The organism is Capnocytophaga sp. HP1101 (genome assembly GCF_054772415.1).
Map to the genome: position 1 here is coordinate 58099 of NZ_BPUU01000001.1, position 25727 is coordinate 83825.

Here is a 25727-nt window from a genome sequence, read left to right on the forward strand (position 1 = left end):
GAATTACCAAATTTAGAAGGTAGAGGTTAGTAGCGTTTCTCCTCTTCTTTTGAAGGTGCTTGAGTTTTCAAACACCTTCAAGAAGCTGAGACTTATAAAGTAATGAAAGTATCTATTTATTGAGGTAAAAGATAAGATGCGTATACCATTCCTTCGTCTTAGGTTCGCTTTAGCTTCGCTGTAGAGCCGATGTAGAGCCGATGTAGAGCCGTTCATCCTTCGTCTTAGGTTCGTCTTTCGTTCGTCTTCCCTTCGTCTTTTGTTCGTCTTCCCTTCGGTCTTAGGTTCACTCTTCCTCGTTTTACCTTTTACCTTCTACCTTTTACCTTTTCATTAAAAAGTAAAGTTTGCTGTGCCGTTAGCAAATATGCCCCAAGCATTTTGGTTCATTTTATAGCAACGGAAAGAAAGAGCCACAGTGTCGTTTACGTATACTACCGCAGCTGAGCCTTCTTGTACAATCTTCAAATTGTATTCTTTAGAAGCATTCACAGGAAATTTTATAGTATTGATAGTGGCTGTACCTCCATCTTTAATCACACGGTTGAGTTGTAACTCACCTTTGGTAAGGTTAAGCGTTACGCGGTAAGTTTCATACAAGTTACCGCAAGCACCAAACATCACCCCAAACTCGGTAGCACTATCAGCTTTTATCTTAGTAGTGATTTTATTAAATTCTTTGCTGAGGCGGTCGAATACGCGAGTATCATTATTAAGAGCCACTGTACCCAACGAAGCCGATACAGCTTGTTTGCTATCAAAAGCAGTAGGCATTTTCACGCTAAGGGTACCGTCAGCATTTTGAGTAAGCTCGTGTACAGCCAAAGAACCTCCCCAGTGGTAATCTGCATTATCTTCATAGTTAATACGGGTAGGTATCCAGCCCCAAATATAACGATGCGTACCATCAGAAGCGGTTTTACCTGCATAGAAAGCGCGGCCGTCTAAATCAATATTAGTAGGAGTTATCCAATCAGTAGCTCCCACACGACGGTATTTGTATTGCACGCGACGAATATTATAGTTAGAGAATACCAAATACTCATAATTTCCTTGTTTGAAGTAATCAGGACATTCTACCATAAAAGCATCGTGCGCATCTCTATCTACGTAAAGAAACTTCTCTTGTTCAGAGATAACATTCCAATTGATAAGATCAGTAGATACAAACTGAGCAACTACAGGTCTCCATTCTCCAGCTCTAACCTCAGCACGCGTGCTTATAAGCATTTTATAAGTATTTCCATCTTTAAACACAAATGGGTCACGGAAGTTATCGCGGTCGTACTTATCAGGAGCACGGAAAGAGAAAGAAGCATCTTTCGTCCACGTTTTCATATCTGTAGAAGTAGCTCTATAGATGATTTCTTTAGGGTCTAATTGTCCGTTATAACCTGTATAAAAAGCGTAATAAGTATTACCGTCTTTAAACACTGAACCTGTACCCAAAGCATCTTCGTGTGAACCATCAGCACCACAAGCAATAGCTTCGCCATTATCAGTATAATTTACCAAATCGGAAGTCGTAGCGCTATACCAAGGGTGGAAGGTTGCAGGTGCGGGACGTTGGTCGTAGAGGTAGAAGATGTGAAACTTGCCATTGTCGTAGAAGGGCATAGGGTCACCTACCCAAGCGTTCTTAGGTTGAAAGAAATGCTTATAGGTACGACCGTAATCTTGTACTGCATAACAAGTAGAGGCATCGGGAGCCGCATTAGGGTCGTTACTACAATATTCTTTTTTTTCACAAGCTATTAGGGCGGTAGCGCAAAGCGCCAATGTAAGTGTTCTTTTCATCATCTTTATTTATTAATTTGCTAAATATTCTAAAGCATTGGCAGTAAGCAATTCAATATTGCTTTTGTAGGTATTAGCGGGTGAATTATCTTCGTTATACCAGTCGTAGCCTTCAATGCCTATACAAATGGTGCGACCTGCATTGCCACGTTTGGTATATTCAAAAATCGCTGCTCGGTTCATAGCATCATTCCAGTGGAAACTTGCCAATTGTTTAGCACCTGAAGCTGTTTGCCAACCTGCTTTATTATTTTCGTAAGGACCAAATTCAAAGTTCCATAAGGCGTTATGTGCTTTGGCTTTTACCCCTCTAGAGAGTAAGAAGGCGACATCGTTAGTACCTGTTTTCTTAGTCAATCCTTTGAAAAGGGGGTGGCTTTCGTTGCCTTTATAGCAAATACCCCAGTCATCACCAATTGCAAATGGACTGTTGCCTTCTCCCCACATATTATTTACCACTTTGCCGTCTAAGGCGATACCTAAATCGACTACGTACTGTACAGCCCAAGAAGACAATAAGAATGAGCCTCCAGCAGCATAGAATTGTTTCATTTTGTTCACAACGGCATCTGCTTTGGCTTCAGCGGGCAACTCTTTGTTGTTATCCCAATGCCACCAAATCACTTTGTAGTCGGTAAGATTAACTTTGCCGTCCTTGATGTCGCTAAATGAGATGTATTTGGCAGTGTCGTAGTTTTCGGCAAGCCAAGTATAAGCTGCTTTCTCATCTTCATTGGCGATAGCAGAAGCACTCTTAGCTGTACCTACAAAGGCAATAGGCGCAAAGTTGGTAGGTATAATCTCTACATTATACACAAAACTCTCACCGCGGTAATTCATAGTGTAAGTAACGCTTTGAGTGAAGTTTTGGGCAACTCCCGAAGCAGGACTTACGGTAGCATTAGGGGTAGTGCTAAATGTAGGAGTTAGCGCAGTTACTGCTTCTCCTTTGGGATATTTCACACTTATTTTACCTGTACTATGGTCGATAGTAGCTTTGTATTTCCCGATAACAAAGTTCTCTATCTTAGGGTACTGAGCGGTAACGGTATAATCCCAATAGAGGTTACCATTAAAGATGCGGTACTTAGCACCTTTACTCAAATCTACTCCTGTAGCACCTTTAGGCACTGAGGTAGCTCCCTCGGGCAAGCTGAGGGAGGTGGACATATTGGTAAGAGTAGCCGACCAAGGAGCGTAAACGGTAATGGTTTGTTTCTCCTCGTCGATGATTCCATCGATACCATTGGCTTGGAAGGCATTGATTTTAGCCTCTTTATCATTGATAAGTTCGCCTTCGTGTTTCTCGTCGCAGCTAAACAAGCCGAGCAAAGCTGCCATACCGAGGGCGAGTTTGTGTACTGTTGTTTTCATATTAGAATCCTGCATTTTGTTTGTAAATACCTTTTACGTACCCTATTTGGTTTTGGGGAATAGGGATATACTCGTTTTTGTTTTTAGTAAAGTGCGCGTTGTTGTATATCGCTGGGCGACGTGTTTTCTCTTTGTCAAAATAGTCGTTGAGCACTTGGTCTGCTATACCCCAACGCACTAAGTCAAAGAAGCGACTACCTTCCATAGCAAATTCAAGGCGACGTTCCCAACGGAGTGCTTTGCGCGCGTTCTCTTGATTCCAAGTGATGTTCACACCATTTTGATACAAAGCTATATCAGCATTGGTAGCATAAGGAATCATAGAGGTACTTTGTTTAGCACGCTGACGCACTTGGTTGATGAGCGGCAAGGCTTCATTACTGCGGTTGAGCTCAATAAGAGCTTCTGCACGCATTAAAAGCACATCAGCATAACGAATCACAATTCTGTTCTTAGAGTTACCGCGGAATGGGTTGATATTACGGAAGCAAGAGCAAGAAGGGTCTACGTTTTCTTTGAGAGAAGCATAGAAGCCATATACGTTACTATTGCGATTCCAATCGTTGTTGTAAATCAACTCTTGATTATATTTATAGGGCAAGCCTGGTAGTGCCACCGTGTGGAACAAACGAGGGTCGGCTTTATCGGTAGCTGCATTATAGTCGTTATTGTTGAAATTATCAAAATCAGGCAAACCGTTAGTAGTTTTGAACGCATTTACTAAATTCTGACTTGGTTTGTGGAAGTCGCAGCAACCTAACTTCTGAGGTACAGAGAGCACATCGCCCCAATTCAAGCTTCCGTATTGAGTACCGTCGTCTACGGAGTATTGCACAGCGAAGAGCGACTCTTTACCGTTCTCATAGCTACCTGGAAGGAAGTTGAAAGCAAAGTCGTCTTCCAAACCATAAGAAGTACCTAAAACTGCATCGGTATAAGTAAGTACCTCTTGCAAATCTTGAGTGTTGATATCTGTTACACTATTGTTATCAGATTGGCGATACGCTTTATACAAGTAAGCCTTAGCAAGGTAAGCTGCTGCTGCTGCTTTAGTAGCACGCCCTTTCTGTGCTTGAGTAGCAGGCAATAGGTCGTATGCCTTTTTGAAATCGGCGGCTATCTTTTGCCATTGCTCATCGTTAGGCAAAGTATTAGGTGTTTTTTCGTATTCACTATCAGGAGTGTTCTCATCTACAAAAGGAATATGTCCAAAGATTGTTTTGAGAATAAAATAGAAGTGACCGCGCAAGAAGTGCATTTCGCCTATGCGAGACTGGCGGTTAGGCACTTCAGCATCAGAGGCTTGATTTAAAGCTCGCAATGCAGTATTGGTGCGTGAAACAGCTTGGTAGCACATAAACCAGAACTTATCGGCTTCGCCATAGGTAGGGTCGATATTCTGAGCGGTTTCGTAGAAGTGGAACACTTGAATATCACTTACGTCTTGACCGCCTTTATAAGCGTCATCGGCACGGACATTGCCGTAAATCCAAAGACTAAAAGGCGAATCGTAGTGGTCGTTGCCTAATGAAGCGTAGGCTGCAATGGCAAGCTGATCGGCTTTAGAAATAGCTTCTTTTTCACTCATAATTCCTTGTGGATTATCGTCTAAGAAGCTACAACCTGTAGTAAGTAAGGTTGCTAATATTGCGGTGGTATATATTATCTTTTTCATTTGTATCAGTTATTAGAATGAAGCATTCAATCCCATAGTAAAGGTGATTGGGATAGGATAGCCGTAGTTAGGGTTTTCAGGGTCTTTACCAGTAAACGACTTGCTCTTAATAGTAAGAAGGTTTTGGCCACTCACGTAGAGGCGCAACTTGCTGAGTTTAATTTTCTCAGATACTTCCTTAGGTAAAGTGTAACCCAATTGTACGTTGCGGAGCTTCAAATAAGAGCCATCTTCTACATAATAAGTAGACATACGTCCTTCGTTGTTATCGTCTACACTTGAAACGCTTGGGATATCGGAGTTTGGATTGGTAACGGGGTCAAAAGCGTCAAGCAAACGGCGACCTTTGTTACCATAAGTATCTTGTACGCTCCAGAAATCGGTATGGCGTTTTACATTAGAAACTACATCTACGTTTTGTACTCCTTGGAAGAAAGCTGTAAAATCAAAGTTTTTGTACTCTAAATTGAGGTTCAAACCATAGATGAAATCAGGTTGTGGGTTACCTATCCAAGTGCGGTCGTCTTCATTCACTACGCCATCATTATTCAAATCGCGGTAGCGGATACGACCGATGCCTTTGCCGTTTTGGGTAGGATGTTGGTCTACTTCTTCTTGAGTTTTGAAGATGCCGTCGGCTACATAACCATAGAAGTTATTAGAGCCTACTGGACGACCTAAACCATTATCCCATTTACCATTACCACCATAAGCATTGATTACTGATTCAGGTAATTCGGTAATCTTATTTTTATTGGTAGCGATATTGGCGTTGATATCGTAGCGAAGTCCACCTTTGGTTTCATTACGATAACCTACAGAGACTTCCAAACCTTTGTTTTCCATAGCGGCACCGTTTACCCATTGGTAGGCTCCTTCGCCTTTGATACCTGCATACGGAGGTTCAACGAGGATGTCGGTAGTTTTCTTGATATAGTATTCAGCAGAGCCATACAGACTGTTATTAAAGAAACCGAAGTCGATACCAAAGTTGGTTTGTGTAGTGGTTTCCCATTTGAGGTCTTTATTACCGAGGCGTGTACGGCGGAAGCCAGAAGCTAACTGACCAGAGCCTTTACCATCGATATCGTAAGATGTTTTCCAGATGCCATTCCAAATAAAGTCGCCAGTTACCCCATAATAAGGGTCGAAGATATCATAAATTGCGTAGTTATTGATATCTTGGTTACCGTTTTGTCCCCAACCGAAGCGCAATTTGAGGTCAGAAACTGTATGGTTGATTTTTTCCATAAAAGGCTCTTGAGAGATGCGCCAACCTAAGTTGAACGCAGGGAAAGTACCCCAGCGATTATCTTTAGCAAAACGAGATGAACCGTCGTGGCGAAGGGTAGCTGAAGCAAGGTACTTATTGTCATAAGCATAGTTGATTTTTCCGAAGAAAGAAAGCAACTTATAGCCTGTGTTTGAACCGCTACCAGTGATACCTCCTGTAGCCAAGGTAGGCCACATATATTCAGGAGTTTCGATAGCAAGGTTATCTCCTCTTACTGCAAAGTTAAGGTCTTCTTGTGAGTACATTTCCATACCGGCGAGGGTTTCAAAACGACTTTTTCCAAGCTCAAAGTCGTAAGTAGCAGTGTTTGCCCAGTTCCATTTTGTCCAGTGTGCTTGTTCGAGTTGAGAGAAAGTTTTCTCTTTGCCTTCTTCCATAAAACCAGAAACATAAGAACGATTGAGCACACGTTTATAGAAGTTGCCATAATCTACACCAAAGTTAGAGCGGATGTTCAGTTTTTTGATAGGCTGAATGTTGATAAAAGCATTACCGAACAAACGCCAATAGTTATAGCGATTATCTTTATTATCGGCTACGAGGCGAGCAGGGTTCTGACGGTCGGGTAAGCCGTTTACAGGACCTCCCCAGTGTTTGCCATCGGCAGTGCGTACTGGAATGAATGGGACTGCTATCATTGCCGATTCAGTAATTTGGTGCGGTTGTTCTACCTCGCTGGTGCGGTTTACGGTAAAGTTCTCGCCTATGGTTACTACATCGCCAAAGAGCTTGTAATCGGTATTGATACGAGCAGAGAAACGGGAGAAGTCGGTGTTTTTCACAAGACCATCGTTATTGTAATAGCCTAATGATAGGAAGTAGTTTCCTTTTTCAGTACCATTGGTTACGGAAAGGTTATAAGATTCGGTTACGCCCATACGGGTAATTTCTTTGAACCAATCGGTATTGGAAGGAATCATAGGGCTACCTGTTTTATCAAAATACTCACGAGGATAGTACAAATTGTTGAGGGTAGCGTGACCATTGGCATCAGTAGTATAATCATAATGAATACCAAGTGGGTTTTGATTAGGGTTGTTACCACGATTTACGGCTGCTTTCCAAAGTACTTGTGCATACTCATTGGAGTTGAGCATTTGCATACGTGAGTGGAACATAGAAACGGTAGTATAATGGTCGAAATCTACCTTAAGTACTCCGTTTCTACCTTTTTTGGTAGTAATAACGATGACCCCATTAGCAGCTCGAGACCCGTAGATACTGGCTGCGGAAGCGTCACGCAACACTTGGATACTTTCTATATCATTAGAGTTGAGTTCGTGCATACCGCCTTGAGTAGGGACACCATCTATAATATAGAGAGGGTCGTTGTTATTGAGTGTACCGATACCGCGAATACGGATAGTAGCTTTACCCGCAGGACCTCCGTTATCGGTAACTTGCATACCTGCGACACGACCTTGGAGGGCTTTCATAGGGTTATTTTCGGCAGTAGACATCATTTCGTCTACTTTTACTACTGATACTGCACCGGTAAGGTCGGCTTTACGTTCAGTACGATACCCTACAGAAACGGTAACGCCTTCGAGAGTGGTTACCTCTTCTTCTAAGCTTACGTTTATTTCCTTGCGTCCTTTCACGGCTACGGTTTGAGATTTGTAGCCTATATAAGAAAAGACCAAACTATCGGTAGCGGCAACAGGTTGAAGGGTATAATTCCCATCGAAATCAGTAGAAGCACCTACTGTTTTGTGTTTTACCACCACACTTACGCCCATCATAGGGCTGTTGTCGGATTTGGCTTTCACTACCCCTTTTACTTGCTGGGCGAAAAGAGCACCCGAACAATTGCAGAGCAAAAGCGATAGTAAAATGCGTTTGTTTATCTTTCTACTCATCATATTGGTATTTGTTTTATAACAATTGGTTTAAGTTTGTTCGCACTGGTGAAAATGCGATGTTTTTTCGGAGGCAAAGGTAAGGCAAAAGAAAGTAAACAACTATCAAAAAATGGTCAAATGCTATCAAAAATGTGGCTAATTTTTGATAGCTTAAAAAAACAGGAAAAAGTTAATTTATTGATAATAATAAGGTTAAATATTTTTGATAGCTTATGGATAAAAAGTAACAGGAGAGATTTTCTATTATTTTCGTTTGTATGTTTTAAAATTATAGTTATCTTAAAGAAAATGGTTAATGGTTAATGATGAATGGTTAATGGTTAATGATGAAATTAGATAGAGCTTATACAAAGCTTATACGATAAACGAACAATGAGTAGTTCTATATCGGTTCTATATCGGCTCTACATCGGCTCTACATCGGCTCTACATCGGCTCTACATCGGCTCTATGATGGCCGATAAGCGAAAGAAGAGCGAAGGTAAGATAGTAAAAACATCCCCCCTATTCACACACTCCGCTCTCGCGGACTACCTTCAAAGGGGGAGTAGCGACGAAAAGACGAAAGAAAGATGAAGATAACATCCCCCTACCCCCCTTCAAAGGGGGAACTGTAGCGACGAAAAGGTGAATAATGAACGAAGAAAAGACGAAGAAAAGACGAACAATAAGTGGCTCTACATCGGCTCTATGATGGACGATAAGCGAAGGAAGAGCGGAGGTAAGATAGTAAAAACATCCCCTACCCCCCTTCAAAGGGGGAAGTAGCGACGAAAAGGTGAATAATGAACGAACAAATGACGAAGATAACCTCCCCCTACCCCCCTCCAAAGGGGGAATGTAGCGACGCAAAGGTGAAGGAAAGACGAACAAATGAAGAACAAAAGGCGGAACTAAGGTAAAGTTAAGATTAAGGAGATAGGTTATTTTTTTGGTTTTTAGCCATTTAAATGTTAGTGTACGCTACTTTCATACTAATTTATGAATTGATAGTGTAGAGTTTTTTGTTTTTTTCTCTGTTATTCTTTAGTTTTTTCGTATCTTTGCCGTCTAACTTGTAAAAGGATAAGATTTATAGAATGGAAATAACGAAAGAAAATCGCCAATGGCTTGATAACTTACACCTTAACCACCCCGTAGTAATTGCGGGACCGTGTAGTGCTGAGACTGAAGAACAAGTGCTCAGGATAGCACACAGCCTCAAAGATACTGATGTGTCGTTCTTTCGTGCGGGTATCTGGAAACCTCGTACCCGCCCGGGTATGTTTGAAGGTGTGGGAGCTCTGGGGCTTAAATGGCTACAACGTGTGAAAGAAGAAACGGGACTGAAAACGGCTACCGAAGTGGCTAATAAAGACCACGTGAAGCTTGCCTTGGAGCACGATATTGATATGTTATGGATAGGAGCGCGCTCTACCGTGAGTCCGTTTATTATTCAGGAAATAGCTGACGAATTAGAGGGCACTAACAAGATTATATTAGTAAAAAACCCAGTAAACCCTGACCTTCCGTTGTGGATAGGAGCTTTGGAACGCTTGCAACGCTCAGGGGTTAAAAACTTAGGGGTGATACATCGCGGTTTTTCTACTTATGAGAAGACTAAATACCGGAATATTCCTGAATGGCAATTGGTGATTGAATTGCAAAACAAGTTCCCTGATTTGCCACTTATCTGTGACCCATCGCACATTACGGGCAAACGTGATTTGATATTCGATGTATCGCAAACGGCACTTGATTTGAATTTTGACGGACTAATGATTGAAACGCACTGCACCCCCGATGCAGCGTGGAGCGATGCTGCACAACAGATTACGCCTGAGCGACTTATACAAATAATGAGCGACTTGCGCATTCGTAAAACGTCCACTTCAGAAGAAGACTATGTGAGTCAGCTCAGCAATTTGCGTTCGCGTATTGATATTATTGACGACCAACTCTTAGATTTACTTAGAAGACGTATGGAGGTAGCTGATGAGATCGGGGCACTGAAAAAAGCGAACAATGTAGCGATTTTGCAAAACCAACGTTGGCACGAAATTTTGGGTAAAATGATATTAGAGGGCGAACAACGCAACCTCAGTGAGGACTTAGTGATTCAGGTATTTAAAGCGATTCACCAAGAGTCTATCAACCGTCAGGAGAGAGTAGTGAAAAGTTAGGAGTTATAAGAGGTAAGAGTTGAATTATCTTATTGATTACAAACTTCCCCCAGCCCCCTCAAAGAGGGGGAATTAGCGAGAGTCATCATAACTCAGTATAAACCAATTATTATTTATTTTCTAACTCTTGATTCATATTAAAAGAGATGAACTATCAGAATGTAACAGATTTGCCTAATAACAATACTGTATTTTTGGTATGGGTATTTAAAAAAGATATAGACCCCGACCTACTGAACGATACTTTTGCAAAGGTATGTGGTTTGGTGGGCAACCTGAACAACTCGGTAGCTGACCGCTTCCCGGACGCGCGTGCCAGTGTAACTATTGGCATCAGCTATAGGGCGTGGCTTACTTTAGGATTACCAGAACCACTACCGAAAGAACTCAAAGACTTTCAGCCTATCAAAGGGAGTAAACACACAGCTGTGGCTACTAAAGGCGACTTGCATTTTCATATTCGTGCACATAACCCCAGCTTGGCTTACGATATGGCAGCGACTATCAGCGAGGTGATGCAACCCGTAGCCGATTGCATTGTGAATGTGCAAGGCTTTAGGTATTGGGATGGGCGTGCTATCATTGGCTTTGTAGACGGCACGGAAAACCCTCGTGGCGCAGAGCGCGAACAATTTGCTGTAGTAGGCGACGAAGACCCCGATTATCAAGGAGGAAGTTACTTATTCGTACAGAAATACGTACACGATATGAACGCTTGGCACGCCTTGCCTGTAGAAGAGCAAGAAAAAGTAATAGGGCGTAGTAAGGAAATGGACATAGAAATGGATGATGATACCAAGCCTACGAATGCGCACTCGGCTCTTGCTAATGTGGGCGACAGCCTAAAAGTAGTGAGAGATAATATGCCTTTTCACGACCCCGTGAGCCACCAAATGGGCACTTACTTTATTTGTTATGCCAACACCTTTAGTACGGTAGAAAAAATGCTCACTAATATGTTTGTAGGCAAACCTGCGGGCAATTACGACTGCTTATTAGACTTCAGTACTGCCGAAACGGGAACGCTTTTCTTTGTACCTTCGTTAGAGCTATTAGACGATTTTACAGGATAAAGATTGAAAACATAGATAAGGAAAGAGGCTGTTAAGGAAAACCCTAACAGCCTCTTTTGTGCGTTTTAAATCCCTACTTATTTGATAAAATTGAAACTTTTTTCAAATGATTTACCAAAAAGAGGAAGTGGTTTTTGCTCTTCTTTTACAGCATTGATTACCCCAATGATAAACAATACCAAAAGAACGATACCAAGAAGAGAAACAATTCCGGCAACAGTAGCCGAAATTACCATTAAAATTCGGAGTATAATACCGAAGGCAAATCCTACGACAAATAGCCCAAATCCTTGTTTAAGGTGGTAGATAGATTTTTCATCTTTAGTTCCCGCAAAATAGGCAACTAACCACAAAATACCAAAATAGCTCAGAATTGATGTAACTTTACTGTCCATATGTCTTTTATTAAATTAAATAATTTGGGGCAAAGATATACAATATTTTAATATTTAAAAAGAAAAAAGAAAAAAATATAGTATATTATTTGTTTTTTAATTGAAATGTTGTACATTTGTTGCGAAAAACTAATTGTATAAAACAACTATGGAAAAAACAGTCAAAAGATTTTTAGACGTTATCCTCGACCAAGCGACTCCCCTTATTGCAAGTCTCAACAAAGGAGTGAGTGAAGCACAGATAGCTACCTTTGAAACTGAAATGGGGATTACACTTCCTAAAGAAGTAAAACAACTATATCAGACTTTTAATGGACAAAAAGAGGGGGAAAACGATGTTTTCTTCCTCAATGGTTTGCGCTTTCTTCCCTTAGAAGAAATCAAACGCACTCAGCAACATTGGCTCGAACAGTTAGAAAGTGTGCCAAATTGGCAGTCGCTCCGCTTTGACGAAGAAGAAGCTATTGATATGTGTTGGGATAAAGTGGTGAAAAACCAATTCTACAACCCTAAATGGATTCCGTTCCTCTCCAATGGCGCGCGCTTTATGTTTATTGACCTTGACCCTGATGAAGAAGGCATTGTAGGGCAAATAGCTGAAATTGACTTAGTGTTGGATTCTATAGAAGCCTCTTTTATGGATTTGTACCACGACTCTATGGAAGATTGGTTAGAATTCCTTACTGATGATATTGAAAGGGGAATTGTATACTATGACAACGAGATGCACTCGCTCATAGAAGCTGTTTCGTTTGACGAAGAAGATGAATTGCCTAACATTTTCGCTCCAACCCCCGACTATGTGTCAGAAGGGGGCTCTAATGTCTATAACTATTCTGAAAAAGACCGAAGTGACTTTGTATTTCCCGACCGCACTTGTGTCTATATGGAAGAGATTTGCGACCATTTTGAAAAATATATCGGAAAGATAGACAGCGTGTTCCACGAAATCTTATCAGAGTACGTGCATATCGATGTGCATTGGATCAAGCCTACGCCGGAAACTCCTTACCACGTGCTCTTTACTACGGGTATGAGCGATTACCCTATGTACCTCCCCGAAGGCTTGGATGACCCAAACGACTATAGCCACGCCGAGCTAATGGTCTATCTCCCTGCCAATTGGCCTATCAGCGATGAGGCTTTCAAGGACGATGATAACTATTGGCCTATCTACTTCCTCAAGATGATAGCGCGCTTCCCTCACCAGTACAAAACGTGGATGGCTGAAGGGCACACTATCCCCAACGGACCAGATGCCGAGCCTATCGCCAATACCGATTTCGGTTGTATCCTGCTGATGCCGCCTTATCTCTCAGCACCACAAGATTTCCTAAAGTTGCACACCAAAGACGGCACTATTATCAATTTCTATAGCATTTTGCCTATTTATCCTGAGGAAATGGATTTGAAATTGGAAGAAGGGGTGGATGAGCTGCTCAACCTTTTTGACGAATACCAAATTTCGGAAGTTATAGATATTCACCGCAAGAACGTAGCACTATAAGCATAAAAAAACAGATGAAACGCGAAGTTTCATCTGTTTTTCTTTAGTATTTCAGCGAGCATCTTCTTGGCTCTTAGCAGTGTAATCTTCACACTACTCATCGTTGATTGCATTTCTTCAGCAATCTCTTTATAACTTTTCTCGTGCAGATAGCGCAATTGTATGGCCGTTCGATAGGGTTCTTTCAGCTGCTTGATGCTCTTGAGCAGATAGTCAAACTGCTGCTCCATAATGAGGCTGTCCTCTATAATGGGGGTCTCATCAATGAGTGCTTTTGATTGTTTTTCTTCACTGTCCAAATGCAACAGCGACTCGCTTTGTTTGCGGAGCGTATCGATGTGGATATTCTTAGAAATGGCAATGAGCCAAGTGCGGAAAGCGTACTGCTCGTCGTACGTATGTAGCTTGTCAAACGCTTTGGCAAACGTCTGTATGCTAATGTCCTCGGCTTCCACTTCATCGTTCACGCGCTTGAGCTGGAAGTTGTACACATCAGCCCAAAACTCGTCCAACAACCAGCTAAAAGCTCGTTGCTTCCCTGCCTTGGCAGCGGCTATATTTTCAGCGAGTGTCTCTGCCATTATTTATTTCTACACTCTTGTTCATCGGGTAAACGCCCGCAGAAACTGCAAGGCTCGCCCTCAGGGTTTAGATACGGACTTTGGCTGGCGCAAGTACCGGAGAACTTACCGCCCTTTTTGCCCCATATCTTAATGGCCATACCGCCTACACACAGTAGCAGTATCCCAACGGTTAATAATATTAATTTCATTTTTTGTTATTTAAGATTAAAAAGTGATGCGACAGCGGGAAATCTCTCGCAAGTAAAACCTTCCGCAAAATCTGTACCAATTAAGCGGCCTAAGTCGCGTGCGCGATAAGTAACACTATCTAAAAAATTCCTGTCGGAAATAGGCGTAGTAGGCTCATTGCTGTTGCTGTCGTAGAACTGCGAGCTGTAGGCCAATACGGCATTGAGTTTGGCTTCCATAAATCCGGTGATATCTACCACAAAATCAGGGGTGATGTTCTTCCATTGAATGTAGTGATACACCACTTTAGGCCGCCAAGCCGCTTGTGCCACTCCGTTGAGCGTGGTTTCGATGCGTCGCAAGCCGCTCAAAAAGCAAGCATCACTCACGAGTTTGCTACCTTTGCCGTGGTCGATATGGCGGTCGTCAATGGCATTGCAGAGCACTATGTCGGGTTGATATTGGCGAATTTTCTCAATGATGGCCATTTGGTGAGCTTCGTCGTTTACGAAAAAACCATCGCGGAATTTGAGGTTTTCGCGTATGATTACCCCTAATAATTCTTTGGCTTTAGTCGCTTCTTGGTGACGTATTTCAGCACTACCACGTGTACCCAATTCCCCTTGAGTAAGGTCGATGATGCCCACACTTCTGCCTAAACTAATCTCTTTGGCAATGGTACCTGCTGCGCCTAATTCTACATCATCGGGGTGTGCCCCAAAAGCTAATATATCTAATTTCATCTTGTTATTTGTTAATTGTCTCTTGTATTTCTGTTGCAATTTTGTCTAACATCTCATACCTATAGCGATAGAGCGACCGCTTGCTCGATTTGATTTCTTCCATTGGTTTGCGGTGCATTTCAATAGGAAGCTTGAACCACCCATCTTTATCGGGAGTGCCATCGGCTTCTTTCCACAATGTGTCATAACTAAAACTGAGTTTGTGCAACCAATCTATATGAATAAAGTGTTTCTTGTTATGTGCTTGAATTTTACTGCCTACGCCATACAAAGCGGCACAACCTAATTGCTTGCTAAGTTCCTGAATGATAAATATCATCAGGGCTTTAGGACGAAGAGCATACATTTGTTTTTGTAGTTCTTTGATAGCATTCTCAGTTTCGGCACTTTTGTTACCTTGTACACAGCCTATACGACATACCCATCCCTCATTTTCTTTGTCAATCACAAAAGAAGCTTCACAGATAGCCTCCTGATAACTATCACAATGCAACGAGACCACCAATTCCCCCTCTTTGCGGAAACGCTCGTTGTACCCTAAGTAAATCTGCCCTTTTTCGTTGTTGTACTTCATTGTGAACTCAGCGAGCTTGATAGGTGTTTCGCTCTCCACCATACGCTTTAGTAAGGGGCATTCTTTGATAAAAGCATAACAACTCAGCAGTGCTTTCATCCGTTCTTTTTTGCCCCACTGGGTAGACATATACACCCTAAAAGGCTTAAAATAAATACGTGGACGGTGTGAAAGCACCCATTTGTACTCATCAGATTGTATGAGGCTAAACCATTTTTTAGCAAAGGGGATGTTTAGCAGGGTGTGAAAGAGTATCTTGTTCTTTTGTTTTTTGATGTATTTAGGATTTTCATTTGCAAACCCCTGATGAGTAAGGGCAAGGGCATCGCGTAGTAGTTCTTTGGTAGTCATTATTATCTTTTCTGTCATTTATTATTGTTCAATCCATTGCTTTACCTCGTCGCTGGAAGGCAAGGTTTTAGGGTCGATGACTTTTTCCACTTTGCCATCGCGCCCGATGAGGTATTTTTGAAAATTCCATTTTACTTTAGAATCTTCCACACCGTTTTTCGCTTTTTGAGTGAGGAATTGGTATAAAGGGTGCGTATCTTTGCCTTTTACGGATATTTTGCTCATCATTGGGAAAGTTACCCCGTAGTTGAGACTGCAAAAAGACGCAATTTCCTTATTGGTGCCAGGTTCTTGGCGGAAGAAATTGTTGGCAGGAAAGCCAATGATCACAAAATCCTTGTCCTTGTACTGCTGGTAGAGAGCTTCCAACTCCTTATACTGAGGGGTGAGACCACATTTGGAGGCTGTGTTTACGATCATTACTTTCTTGCCTTTGAGGCTGGAAAGTTCAAACGGATTGCCGTTGATATCTTCTACAGTAAACTGATAAATAGTTTGATTATCAGGGGTGTTTTGAGCTTGAATGTTTTCCATAATGAGGGTGAATAAGGTGATGATACCGATGAAGTATTTCATATAAAAAATTAATTTTGTGGCAAAGTTACGCAAAAGGATTGATTTATCAATGAAAAAGTTTATATTTGCCGAAAATTTAATCATTATGTTTTCAGAAAAAGCCTTTAAAATATTTGAAGAAAGTATTGCGCAATACCACATTGCCGACGATGTATATCAGCCTTTTACGAATCCTTACCCCAGCACCGACCTGCTCAACCACTTGCTCTACCGCAAGAATTGGATTGACACGGTGCAGTGGCATTACGAAGATATCATTCGCGACCCGCATATTGACCCTGTGGCAGCTCTCGACCTCAAGCGCAAAATCGATGCCTCTAATCAAGACCGCACCGATATGGTGGAGTACATTGATAGTTATTTTTTAGATTTGTACAAGGACGTACAGCCCCTTCCCACAGCCACTATCAATACCGAGAGTCCCGCGTGGGCTGTTGATAGACTATCTATTCTCGCCCTCAAAATCTACCATATGGAGGAAGAAGTACGCCGCCCCGATGCCACCCCCGAGCATCGCGCCAAATGCCAAGAAAAGCTCAATGTCCTCCTCGAACAGAAGAAAGACCTCTCCACCGCCCTCGACCAGCTTTTAGACGACATTGCCGCCGGTCGCAAATATATGAAGGTCTATAAGCAAATGAAAATGTACAATGATGAGGAACTTAATCCTATTTTGAGAGGTAAGAAGTAAGAAGTAAGTGCGAGCCGCACAAGTAATCACTATACTTTGTCAAAGTCTAAGGACTTTGACAAAGTCTTTTTTATATCCCTTTTGCTTCTAAATCCATTAGGAAAAGTTCTTGCAGGTCTCCACTTACCTTTTCACCATTGCAAAACAACTCAAAAGGCTCAGGTTGCCCTTCAAAACTTGCAATGCCATCTAAATAGCCCAAAATATCGGCTATAGTTTCACTCATCACCATACTCAAAAAGGATTTGAAATGCTCTCTTCCTTCTTCATTGAGTTGGTTGTATAAAGCCTGTCCTTTTTGCCAATGAGGTTCTTTATAGGGCTCACGTACTCTACCTTCCTTCAATAGGTCTATATATCTCTTGAGAGCCTGTTCAAAAACCACGTTATAAATTTGCTTTACGATGATGTCTTCTTGTTTCATAATGTCTGTTTTTTGCAAATATACAACAAAAAAGCTGTCCCAATTCAGTTGAGACAGCTTTTTTAATGTGCTTATTAGCAAATTTGAAAATTAGCTAATTATCTGATGCTTGCTTTGAGGTATTCTCTGTTCAAGCGTGCGATATTTTCGAGTGAAATACCTTTAGGGCATTCTACTTCGCAGGCACCGGTGTTAGTACAGTTACCAAAACCTTCGTGTTCCATTTGGTTTACCATATTGAGTACGCGTTCGGTGGCCTCTACACGACCTTGAGGAAGGAGGGCGAATTGCGATACTTTGGCAGCCACAAATAGCATAGCTGAAGAGTTTTTACAAGTAGCTACGCAGGCTCCACAACCTATACAAGCTGCCGCGTCCATAGAGCGGTCGGCGTCGCGTTTAGGGATAGGAATAGCGTTCGCATCTTGGGTGTTACCAGAGGTGTTCACTGAGATGTACCCCCCTGCTTGCTGAATGCGTTCAAAAGCGCTTCTATCCACCATCAAGTCTTTGATGACAGGGAAAGCAGTAGCGCGCCAAGGTTCAATAGTGATGGTATCCCCATCGTTGAACATACGCATATGCAACTGACAAGTAGTTACGCCACGGTCGGGACCGTGAGCTTCCCCATTGATAAAGAGGGAGCACATACCGCAAATACCTTCGCGGCAATCGTGGTCAAACGCTACAGGTTCTTCTCCTTTTTCAATGAGTTGTTCATTGAGAATATCCAACATTTCCAAAAAAGACATATGGTCTGAAATGTTGTTTACTTTATATTCTACCATACGACCTTTCTCTTGCGAGTTTTTTTGTCGCCACACTTTGAGTGTAAGGTTCATTGATGCCATATCTTTCTATTTATAACTACGTTGTTTCAATTCAATATCTTTAAATACTAATGCTTCTTTGTGCATTATTTCTTCACTTGGGTTGTAGGTATTCACTACTTCGGTAGGGTTACCAGTGTATTGCCAAGCAGCTACATACGCATAGTTCGCGTCGTCGCGAAGGGCTTCACCATCAGGAGTTTGGTACTCTTCGCGGAAGTGACCCCCACAAGATTCGTTGCGTTCTAAGGCGTCTTTAGCAAATAGTTCACCGAGTTCGAGGAAGTCGGCTACACGACCTGCTTTTTCGAGTTCAACGTTCATACCAGTGAGTTCACCAGGTACTTTTACGTTTTTCCAGAAATCTTCACGAATTTCGCGGATTTCTTTAATAGCTTCTTTAAGACCTTCGGCGTTACGCGCCATACCTACTTTGTCCCACATCACTTTACCGAGTTTCTTGTGGAAGTAATCCACTGAGTGCGTACCCTTGTTGTTGATGAAGTAAGCTAAGCGTTCTTTTACGATGCGTTCAGCTTCGTCAAATTCAGGCGTATCGGTAGGGATTTTACCAGTACGGATATCAGCAGAGAGATAGTCGCCGATAGTGTAAGGCAATACGAAATAACCATCAGCCAAACCTTGCATTAAAGCAGACGCCCCTAAGCGGTTCGCACCGTGGTCGGAGAAGTTTGCTTCCCCGATGGCATAACAACCAGGGATAGTGGTCATCAAGTTATAGTCTACCCAAATACCGCCCATAGTGTAGTGGGTAGCAGGGTAAATCATCATCGGAGTTTTGTAAGGGTTTTCAGCAACGATTTTCTCGTACATTTGGAAAAGGTTACCGTACTTAGCTTCAACGATTTTCTCACCGCGTTTGGTCACCTCTTCTTTAGTAGGTTCAACGCCGTGAATTTTACATTGTTCTTTACCGTAACGTTCAATAGCAGAAGCAAAGTCTAAGTAAACTGCTTCACCTGTTTCGTTTACACCAAAACCAGCGTCGCAACGTTCTTTAGCAGCACGAGAGGCCACATCACGAGGCACGAGGTTACCGAAAGCAGGGTAACGGCGTTCCAAGTAGTAATCGCGGTCGGCTTCAGGAATTTCAGTAGGTTTTTTGCGTTTTTCGCGGATCGCTACTGCATCTTCCATTTTCTTAGGCACCCAAATACGACCATCGTTACGCAATGATTCGGACATCAAAGTCAATTTAGACTGATAGTCGCCAGAGCGAGGGATACAAGTAGGGTGGATTTGCGTGAAGCAAGGGTTAGCGAAGTAAGCGCCTTTTTTATGGATTTTCCAAGCAGCGGTAGCGTTAGAGCCCATCGCGTTGGTAGAAAGGAAGTACACGTTACCGTAACCACCAGAAGCGATTACCACAGCGTGAGCAGAGTGGCGTTCAATCTCACCAGTAACGAGGTTACGAGCGATGATACCGCGCGCTTTACCTCCTACGATTACCACATCAAGCATTTCGTGGCGGTTGTACATATCAATTTTACCACGAGCGATTTGGCGGTTCATAGCTGAGTAGCAACCGAGCAACAACTGTTGTCCTGTTTGACCTTTGGCATAGAAAGTACGAGATACGAGCACGCCTCCGAAAGAACGGTTGTCAAGCAATCCGCCGTAGTCACGCGCAAAAGGAACGCCTTGAGCCACACATTGGTCGATGATGTTGCCAGATACTTCGGCAAGGCGGTATACGTTTGCTTCGCGAGCGCGGTAGTCACCCCCTTTTACGGTATCGTAGAACAAGCGATAGTTAGAGTCGCCATCGCCCATATAGTTTTTAGCGGCGTTGATCCCCCCTTGAGCAGCGATAGAGTGTGCGCGGCGAGGAGAATCTTGGTAAGCGAAAGCTTTCACGTTGTAGCCCAATTCAGCCAAAGTAGCCGCAGCTGAGCCACCAGCCAAACCAGTACCTACCACAATCACGTCGATATTACGTTTGTTAGCAGGGTTTACGAGGTTGATATGGTCTTTATATTTCGTCCATTTGTCCGCAAGAGGACCTTCAGGAATTTTAGAATCTAATGTACTCATAAAAATTAAGCATTTAATAAGTGATTAAGGTAATGGAAGAGGGCGATAAAGATAAAGCCTCCGCAGATGATATAAGTGTACCAATTGCCTACGCAGCTGATGAGCTTTTTGCGTGCATCGTCTTTCCAGCCCATAGATTGGAAAGCAGATTGAAAGCCGTGCAACAAGTGTAAAGCCAAAGCGATAAAGGCTAATACATAAATACCTACACGCACAGGGTTCTCAAACTTCTCAACCAATTCGTGATAATAACGAGTAGGATCTGGGTCTCTGAACTCAATGTATTTGTAGTTCATTTCACCTACCCAAAAATCATAAAGGTGAAGCCCCAAGAAAAGAAGAATCATTGCGCCTGTAATGATCATATTACGAGACATCCAAGTGGAGTTAGCACCTCCATTGTAGCTGTAATACGCCTCATTGCCTCGAGCTTTTTTGTTTTGAATTTCCAATACAAAGCCCATTACAAAGTGGAATATTACCCCTGCAAGCAATACAGGTTGCATAGCAAACTGAATAAGAGGGTTCGTACCCATAAAGTGGGAAAGCTCGTTAAAAGTACTCTCACTAATCACTGAAGTCAAATTGACTGCAAAGTGAATGATTAAGAACAGAATAAGGAAAAGTGCCGAGAGCGCCATCGCCACCTTTCTTGCAACAGATGTTTTAAATAATCCTGCCATTCGTTTTATAGTTTTATATAATGTAATACGTTAAAAATTCGGTACAAAAGTACGGCTTTTTTATTACCTACACAATAAAAAAATGTAGAAAGACCTTAATTTATATTCGGTTTAAAAAAGAAAAAGAGAGTTACTACCTGAAAGTAAGTTGCTAAGAAGTGATTAACATTTAATATTGAAGAATTAACAAGAAAATCTTGTATATATCAATCGAAAGTAGAATGCACTTTATATAGATATAATAAAAACCGCCTCTACTCTCATAAAAGAAAACTGTAGAGACGGCTATGATATACTTAATACCGTTGAGCATCATAAATCTTACGCAACTTAACAAAGTTTTAATTGCCTGCGTAGTTCACACTTATTTGCCGTGCTGGTTACGTTTAATTTCGTATTCCTTGAAGTACTCACCCAATATAAATCGCTATAAATAAAGCATACACACCCCTTTTGTATAACAATCGTCCAAGATTCGTATAAGCTTCCTATAAGCTTTGTATAAGCTAAGCATAAGATTTCTCAAAACAAAAAAAGCTTTTTTTTGTTACTTATAATTTCGTTCTCCTAAGTCGAAGAGCGTTACTGATGACACTTACGGAGCTAAAACTCATTGCCAAAGCGCCGAGCATAGGGGAGAGCAGAATGCCAAAAATAGGATAGAGCACTCCTGCTGCTACGGGAATGCCTACGCTGTTATACACCAAAGCAAAAAACAGATTTTCACGTATGTTCTTCACCACTGCTTTGCTGAGTTTTTTAGCTTTTACAATACCGTTGAGATCGCCTTTTACCAAGGTGATTTTAGCACTTTCAATAGCAATATCGGTACCAGTGCCCATTGCAATCCCCACATTAGCTTGAGCCAAAGCAGGTGCATCGTTGATGCCATCGCCTGCCATTGCTACAATCTTGCCTTCTGCTTGCAAGCGTGCCACTTCTGCTTGTTTGTCTTGAGGAAGCATTCCCGCTTTGTACTCAGTAATGCCTATCTCTTTGGCAACAGCCTCAGCCGTAAGCGGATTATCACCCGTAAGCATCACGATTTCAACACCCAAATCTTGCAATTCCTCTAAAGCTTGAGCGGTGGTAGTCTTCACCTTATCGGCAATGGCTACTGCCCCTATCACCTCTTCGTTTACCGATAAAAGCGAAACGGTCTTTCCTTGTGATTGCTCCGCTTGTAAAGCTGCACTTACATCAGGAGTTAAAGCGATACCAAGCTCTTCAATGAGACGTTCATTGCCGAAGTAATAGGTTTTACCTTGATAATTAGCTTTTACCCCTTTGCCTGTCAAAGCTTCAAAGTTAGTAAAAGGTAGAGGAGTTACTCCTTGTGTTGTAGCATATACATTAGTAGCTTTCGCTAAAGGGTGTTCGCTGTGCTGGTTAAGACTATAGAGGAATTGTAGCAATTCCTTTTCAGTAGTATTGCCAAAGGTAAGTACACGGCTCACACTGGGTTTGCCTTCGGTGAGCGTACCCGTTTTGTCGATGACCAAAGTATTGACTTTATTCATCAGTTCGAGCGCTTCGGCATTGCGTATCAAAATACCATTCTGAGCTCCCTTGCCTACGCCCACCATTACCGACATAGGGGTCGCCAAGCCCAAAGCACACGGACAAGCGATAATGAGCACTGCTACGGCATTGAGCAGGGCGTATACGTAAGCATTTTCACCTCCAAATACACTCCATATTACAAAGGTGAGCACCGAAATGCCTATCACCGTAGGCACAAAGTAAGCAGCTATCTTGTCAGCTAAGTTTTGAATAGGAGCCCGACTACTACTGGCTTGTTGTACCAACTGCACGATTTGAGAGAGCAACGTGTCGCTACCCACTTTTTCAGCGCGCATCACAAAGGTTTGCGTGCCGTTGAGGGTACCCGCAGAGACTTGGCTACCCACTTCTTTTTCAGCAGGAATAGGTTCACCAGTGATCATACTCTCATCGATGCTCGCACTGCCTTCGGTAATTACCCCATCTACAGGGATTTTTTCCCCTGGTTTTACCCGAAGCAAATCACCTATCATTACCTCGTCAATAGGCACAGTAATTTCTTGACCGTGAACGAGTTTGGTAGCCTCGTTAGGAGCCAAATTGAGTAGTTTTTTGATAGCTCCTTGGGTACGGCTGTGCGCATCGGCTTCGAGCACTTGACCTAAGAGTACCAAAGTGAGGATCACGGTAGCCGCCTCAAAGTACAAGTGCACCGAACCGTGGTCTTTGAACTGTTCAGGGAATAGTTCAGGAACTAACAGTCCTACTACACTAAAGAGCCACGCCACGCCAGCACCTATCCCTATGAGGGTGAACATATTGAATTTGAGTGTGCGGATACTGCGCCACGCGCGCTGGAAGAACACCCAACAAAAGTAAAACACTACTGGTAAGGAGAGCGCAAACTGCACCCAGTTCCAGCCACTTACAGGCATTAGTTTATACAGCGGATTGTTGTGCCACATTCCGCTCATAGCAATGATAAAGATAGGGAGCGTAAAAGCTACTGCACCCCAAAAGTGACGGCGCAGTTTGTTGCGTTTTTGCTCTTCAGCACTTTCACCTTCGGGAACATCAGTACTTACTTGTTCCACCAAGTCCATACCGCATACGGGGCAATCACCGGGGTGATCGTAAGTTTTATCGCCTTCGCAATGCATAGGGCAATAGAAAACGCCAGAGCCCTTTACGGTATTATCTTTTTTTTTTGGTTCTTCGTGATGATGATGTTCACCTTCAGAACTTGAAGCCTGAATACTATAGTGCGTACCTTCTAAGGCTTTTTGCAGCGCTTCCAAAGGCACTTCTCTATCGGTTTCTACGGAGGCTTTTTTGGTGTCGAAATCAACAGTAACGGCAGTTACGCCCGCTACTTCTGAGAGTTTTTGTTGTACGGTATTGGCGCAACCGGTGCAGCCCATACCTTCTATATGATATTCCATAAAATATTGTATTTAAAAGCGATACCCAAAACCTATATTCATATAGATAGGGTACATATTAAAAGTAATTGTTTTAAAGTCTTTTTCAAAGATGTTGTTCATTACATAGTTCACGTCAGCATTGATGCTAAAGTGTTTGAACGCTTGCCAAGAGCCTCCTAACTGAGTGCCAAAGTGCCAGTGACGGAGGTTACTACTGAAATTGTAACTAGCGGTTTGATCATTGGTGAAGCTTACTTTTTCACCTATAGGAGTTCCTTCGCGCAAGTAACCATCGGTTACATAACCTGAGAAATCACCATCCATACGATAAGAAGCGAAGAGGCCTAAACGCACTTTCCAGCGATTGGCAAGGCGATAGTTCACTGATATAGGCAAGGTAACGAAAGAGCTTTTGTAGGCTGTATGCACATCACCCGTCCAATAACCAGAGACGTGATTACCTTGGTCTATAATCTCCATTCCGTAGTTCTTCACATTAGCGTCGGTTTCCATACCTTTTTCTTCCAAGCGCAAACCTGCTGAAATTCCCCATTTGGAATTCAACCATTTGGTAACGACTCCTTCAAACGAGCCATTGAATTTAGGACTGTATCCTTTTATTTTTCTTATTTCTTTGGGGAGGGGTATAGGGCTTGCACCCCCTATGTTCACCCCAGCACGGAGTTCGTATTCCCAACCTTTAGTTTCTGATTGCACGAGCGCTTCTGTTCGTTCGTTTTGAGCGTGCGATAAAGCACTTAGGCATATCAAAAAAATAGTAACAATACTTCTTTTCATTTTGTCATTCTTCATTAATCATAAGATAATTGTAATTCATCTACATAGAGGGTGCTCCCTACGGCTGCGGTAAATTCAGCACCTTTTTCACTGGAACTAAGCACTATAGCGAGACTGTATTTTCCGTTTTTCAATTTGTTGGTATCAATAGAGCGACCTTTTACAGTTTTGAAAGGGATTGAGAACTGTACCCAATTATCGGTTTCTCTCTTGTCGGTAAGTTGCGCCATTAGTACAATATTGTTGTGTGTTTTGATATTAGTGCCATCTAAATGAGGGACTTGTGAGGTAACCTCGTAGAACACTGCATAAATATCACAATTGTCTTTTTGACCTGTAATTACATTGCCGTTTTTATCTGTAAGTTTTTCACCTGCTTTGTACTTATAATAGCCAGAGAGGCGCGTAGGTTTTCTTTTGAAAGGAGTTCCGAAATGAGTAGATTTTGCGGGGTTGAACAAATCTATTTCAAAACTTCCTGTGAAGAGATTACCAGCGGCAATGGGAGCTCCGAAAGTTTTTCCTAAAACTCCTGTGCTACGTGTTACGAGTTTGACACATTTCCCTTGGTAACCGTCATTAGCTTGAGCGGTGGGATAGTCTTGGGCAGCTGCTTTGTTATTGGTGAATTTAAAGCCTGCATTCCCACTGCTCCAAGCGATTTCTTCTCCGCTTATTGAGGTATCGTAGAAAGTGTAGTATCCATCGGTGATACGAGCATTTTCGAAATGATACTGAGCGATGATTTCATTGGTAAGGCAACTCACTTTGTACATCTTCTGCCAATTGCCATCCTGTGAGGTTACCACGTAGGATTGAGGCGTGGTAAAATCGCGCACCGTACCACTGGTAGGACTGATAGTGGCGCCTTCGGTAAGGGTAAAGCGAGGGGCTATGTTTTTTACTTTATCTAAATCGTTTACGTAGAGTTTTACCTCAGTGTTTTGGATAATGGGCTGGCGAATGAGCAGGTTGCCGTCTACCTCACAAGTGAGGATATCTGCCTCAGCATTAGGGGCTTCGCTTTTGATACAGCCTTGCAAAGAGAAAAGCAAAGTTGTGGTAATGATAATGTTATGAAGTTTCATATATGTTGTTCAATGAATTTAGACTGCAAAGGTACGAAATAATTTTTTAATGCCAATAATGCCAATAATACCGATAATACTGATAATACTGATAGG

General features: G+C 42.3%; 21 protein-coding genes. 4 read left to right on the plus strand and 17 right to left on the minus strand.

The window, feature by feature from the left end; translation table 11 throughout:
- Nucleotides 1–333 precede the first annotated feature (333 nt).
- Genes RCZ04_RS00180 through RCZ04_RS00195 form a run of 4 tightly spaced genes read right to left on the minus strand, consistent with a single transcriptional unit; the run spans nt 334 to nt 8002 of the window.
- Entirely contained in the window at nt 334–1797 is a 1464-nt protein-coding gene (locus tag RCZ04_RS00180; protein WP_460483911.1) for a glycoside hydrolase domain-containing protein, read from the minus strand.
- A 12-nt stretch (nt 1798–1809) separates the two neighbouring features.
- Nucleotides 1810–3186 (minus strand): DUF4960 domain-containing protein, encoded by a 1377-nt coding sequence (locus RCZ04_RS00185; protein ID WP_460483912.1) that lies wholly within the window; start codon nt 3184–3186, stop codon nt 1810–1812.
- A complete protein-coding gene (locus RCZ04_RS00190; RefSeq protein WP_460483913.1) occupies nt 3173–4846 on the minus strand; it encodes a RagB/SusD family nutrient uptake outer membrane protein in 1674 nt (557 codons plus the stop codon). The genes RCZ04_RS00185 and RCZ04_RS00190 overlap by 14 nt, the downstream gene beginning before the upstream one ends.
- 12 nt (nt 4847–4858) lie before the next feature.
- Complete coding sequence (locus RCZ04_RS00195) at nt 4859–8002, minus strand: SusC/RagA family TonB-linked outer membrane protein (RefSeq protein ID WP_460483914.1); 3144 nt, start codon at nt 8000–8002, stop codon at nt 4859–4861.
- 1079 nt (nt 8003–9081) lie between these two features.
- Between RCZ04_RS00195 and RCZ04_RS00200 the strand changes: the two genes are divergently transcribed.
- On the plus strand, nt 9082–10164 hold the full coding sequence (locus tag RCZ04_RS00200; RefSeq protein WP_460483915.1) for a chorismate mutase: 1083 nt from the start codon (nt 9082–9084) through the stop codon (nt 10162–10164).
- Nucleotides 10165–10310: 146 nt separating this feature from the next.
- On the plus strand, nt 10311–11237 hold the full coding sequence (locus tag RCZ04_RS00205; protein ID WP_460483916.1) for a Dyp-type peroxidase: 927 nt from the start codon (nt 10311–10313) through the stop codon (nt 11235–11237).
- Nucleotides 11238–11314: 77 nt separating this feature from the next.
- Here the strand turns inward: RCZ04_RS00205 and RCZ04_RS00210 are convergent, their stop codons facing one another.
- Nucleotides 11315–11632, minus strand: coding sequence for a hypothetical protein (locus tag RCZ04_RS00210; protein WP_460483917.1), 318 nt, complete (start codon nt 11630–11632; stop codon nt 11315–11317).
- 148 nt (nt 11633–11780) lie between these two features.
- On the opposite strand from RCZ04_RS00210, the gene RCZ04_RS00215 reads away from it, so the two are divergent.
- The gene (locus RCZ04_RS00215) at nt 11781–13139 is read left to right on the plus strand and encodes a suppressor of fused domain protein (RefSeq protein ID WP_460483918.1); all 1359 of its coding nucleotides are present in this window, start codon (nt 11781–11783) and stop codon (nt 13137–13139) included.
- A gap of 29 nt (nt 13140–13168) precedes the next feature.
- Here RCZ04_RS00215 and RCZ04_RS00220 read toward each other — a convergent pair whose 3' ends face one another.
- The 5 genes from RCZ04_RS00220 to RCZ04_RS00240 are packed head-to-tail and all read right to left on the minus strand — an operon-like array spanning nt 13169 to nt 16135.
- Nucleotides 13169–13720, minus strand: a complete 552-nt coding sequence (locus tag RCZ04_RS00220) for an RNA polymerase sigma factor (RefSeq protein WP_460483919.1) — start codon at nt 13718–13720, stop codon at nt 13169–13171.
- Nucleotides 13720–13911, minus strand: coding sequence for a membrane or secreted protein (locus RCZ04_RS00225; protein WP_460483920.1), 192 nt, complete (start codon nt 13909–13911; stop codon nt 13720–13722). The genes RCZ04_RS00220 and RCZ04_RS00225 overlap by 1 nt, the downstream gene beginning before the upstream one ends.
- A 6-nt stretch (nt 13912–13917) precedes the next feature.
- Nucleotides 13918–14634: a bacillithiol biosynthesis deacetylase BshB1 gene (gene bshB1 / locus RCZ04_RS00230; protein WP_460483921.1), complete on the minus strand. Its 717-nt coding sequence runs from the start codon at nt 14632–14634 to the stop codon at nt 13918–13920.
- 4 nt (nt 14635–14638) lie between these two features.
- On the minus strand, nt 14639–15559 hold the full coding sequence (locus RCZ04_RS00235) for a VirK/YbjX family protein (RefSeq protein ID WP_460484064.1): 921 nt from the start codon (nt 15557–15559) through the stop codon (nt 14639–14641).
- 21 nt (nt 15560–15580) lie between these two features.
- The gene (locus RCZ04_RS00240) at nt 15581–16135 is read right to left on the minus strand and encodes a glutathione peroxidase (RefSeq protein WP_460483922.1); all 555 of its coding nucleotides are present in this window, start codon (nt 16133–16135) and stop codon (nt 15581–15583) included.
- A gap of 85 nt (nt 16136–16220) precedes the next feature.
- Between RCZ04_RS00240 and RCZ04_RS00245 the strand changes: the two genes are divergently transcribed.
- The gene (locus RCZ04_RS00245) at nt 16221–16826 is read left to right on the plus strand and encodes a DUF4254 domain-containing protein (protein ID WP_460484065.1); all 606 of its coding nucleotides are present in this window, start codon (nt 16221–16223) and stop codon (nt 16824–16826) included.
- A gap of 70 nt (nt 16827–16896) precedes the next feature.
- On the opposite strand, the gene RCZ04_RS00250 is transcribed toward RCZ04_RS00245, so the two are convergent.
- From RCZ04_RS00250 to RCZ04_RS00280, 7 genes are all read right to left on the minus strand, one after another.
- Nucleotides 16897–17250, minus strand: a complete 354-nt coding sequence (locus RCZ04_RS00250) for a hypothetical protein (RefSeq protein ID WP_460483923.1) — start codon at nt 17248–17250, stop codon at nt 16897–16899.
- Nucleotides 17251–17348: 98 nt separating this feature from the next.
- On the minus strand, nt 17349–18101 hold the full coding sequence (locus tag RCZ04_RS00255; protein WP_460483924.1) for a succinate dehydrogenase/fumarate reductase iron-sulfur subunit: 753 nt from the start codon (nt 18099–18101) through the stop codon (nt 17349–17351).
- 6 nt (nt 18102–18107) lie between these two features.
- Nucleotides 18108–20135 (minus strand): fumarate reductase/succinate dehydrogenase flavoprotein subunit, encoded by a 2028-nt coding sequence (locus tag RCZ04_RS00260; protein WP_460483925.1) that lies wholly within the window; start codon nt 20133–20135, stop codon nt 18108–18110.
- A gap of 5 nt (nt 20136–20140) precedes the next feature.
- The gene (locus RCZ04_RS00265) at nt 20141–20818 is read right to left on the minus strand and encodes a succinate dehydrogenase cytochrome b subunit (protein ID WP_460483926.1); all 678 of its coding nucleotides are present in this window, start codon (nt 20816–20818) and stop codon (nt 20141–20143) included.
- Between the two features lie 551 nt (nt 20819–21369).
- On the minus strand, nt 21370–23763 hold the full coding sequence (locus tag RCZ04_RS00270; protein WP_460483927.1) for a heavy metal translocating P-type ATPase: 2394 nt from the start codon (nt 23761–23763) through the stop codon (nt 21370–21372).
- 12 nt (nt 23764–23775) lie between these two features.
- Nucleotides 23776–24558, minus strand: a complete 783-nt coding sequence (locus RCZ04_RS00275) for a porin family protein (RefSeq protein WP_460483928.1) — start codon at nt 24556–24558, stop codon at nt 23776–23778.
- Nucleotides 24558–25631, minus strand: coding sequence for a PCMD domain-containing protein (locus tag RCZ04_RS00280; RefSeq protein WP_460483929.1), 1074 nt, complete (start codon nt 25629–25631; stop codon nt 24558–24560). Before RCZ04_RS00280 ends, RCZ04_RS00275 begins: the two co-directional genes overlap by 1 nt.
- Nucleotides 25632–25727: the final 96 nt, after the last annotated feature.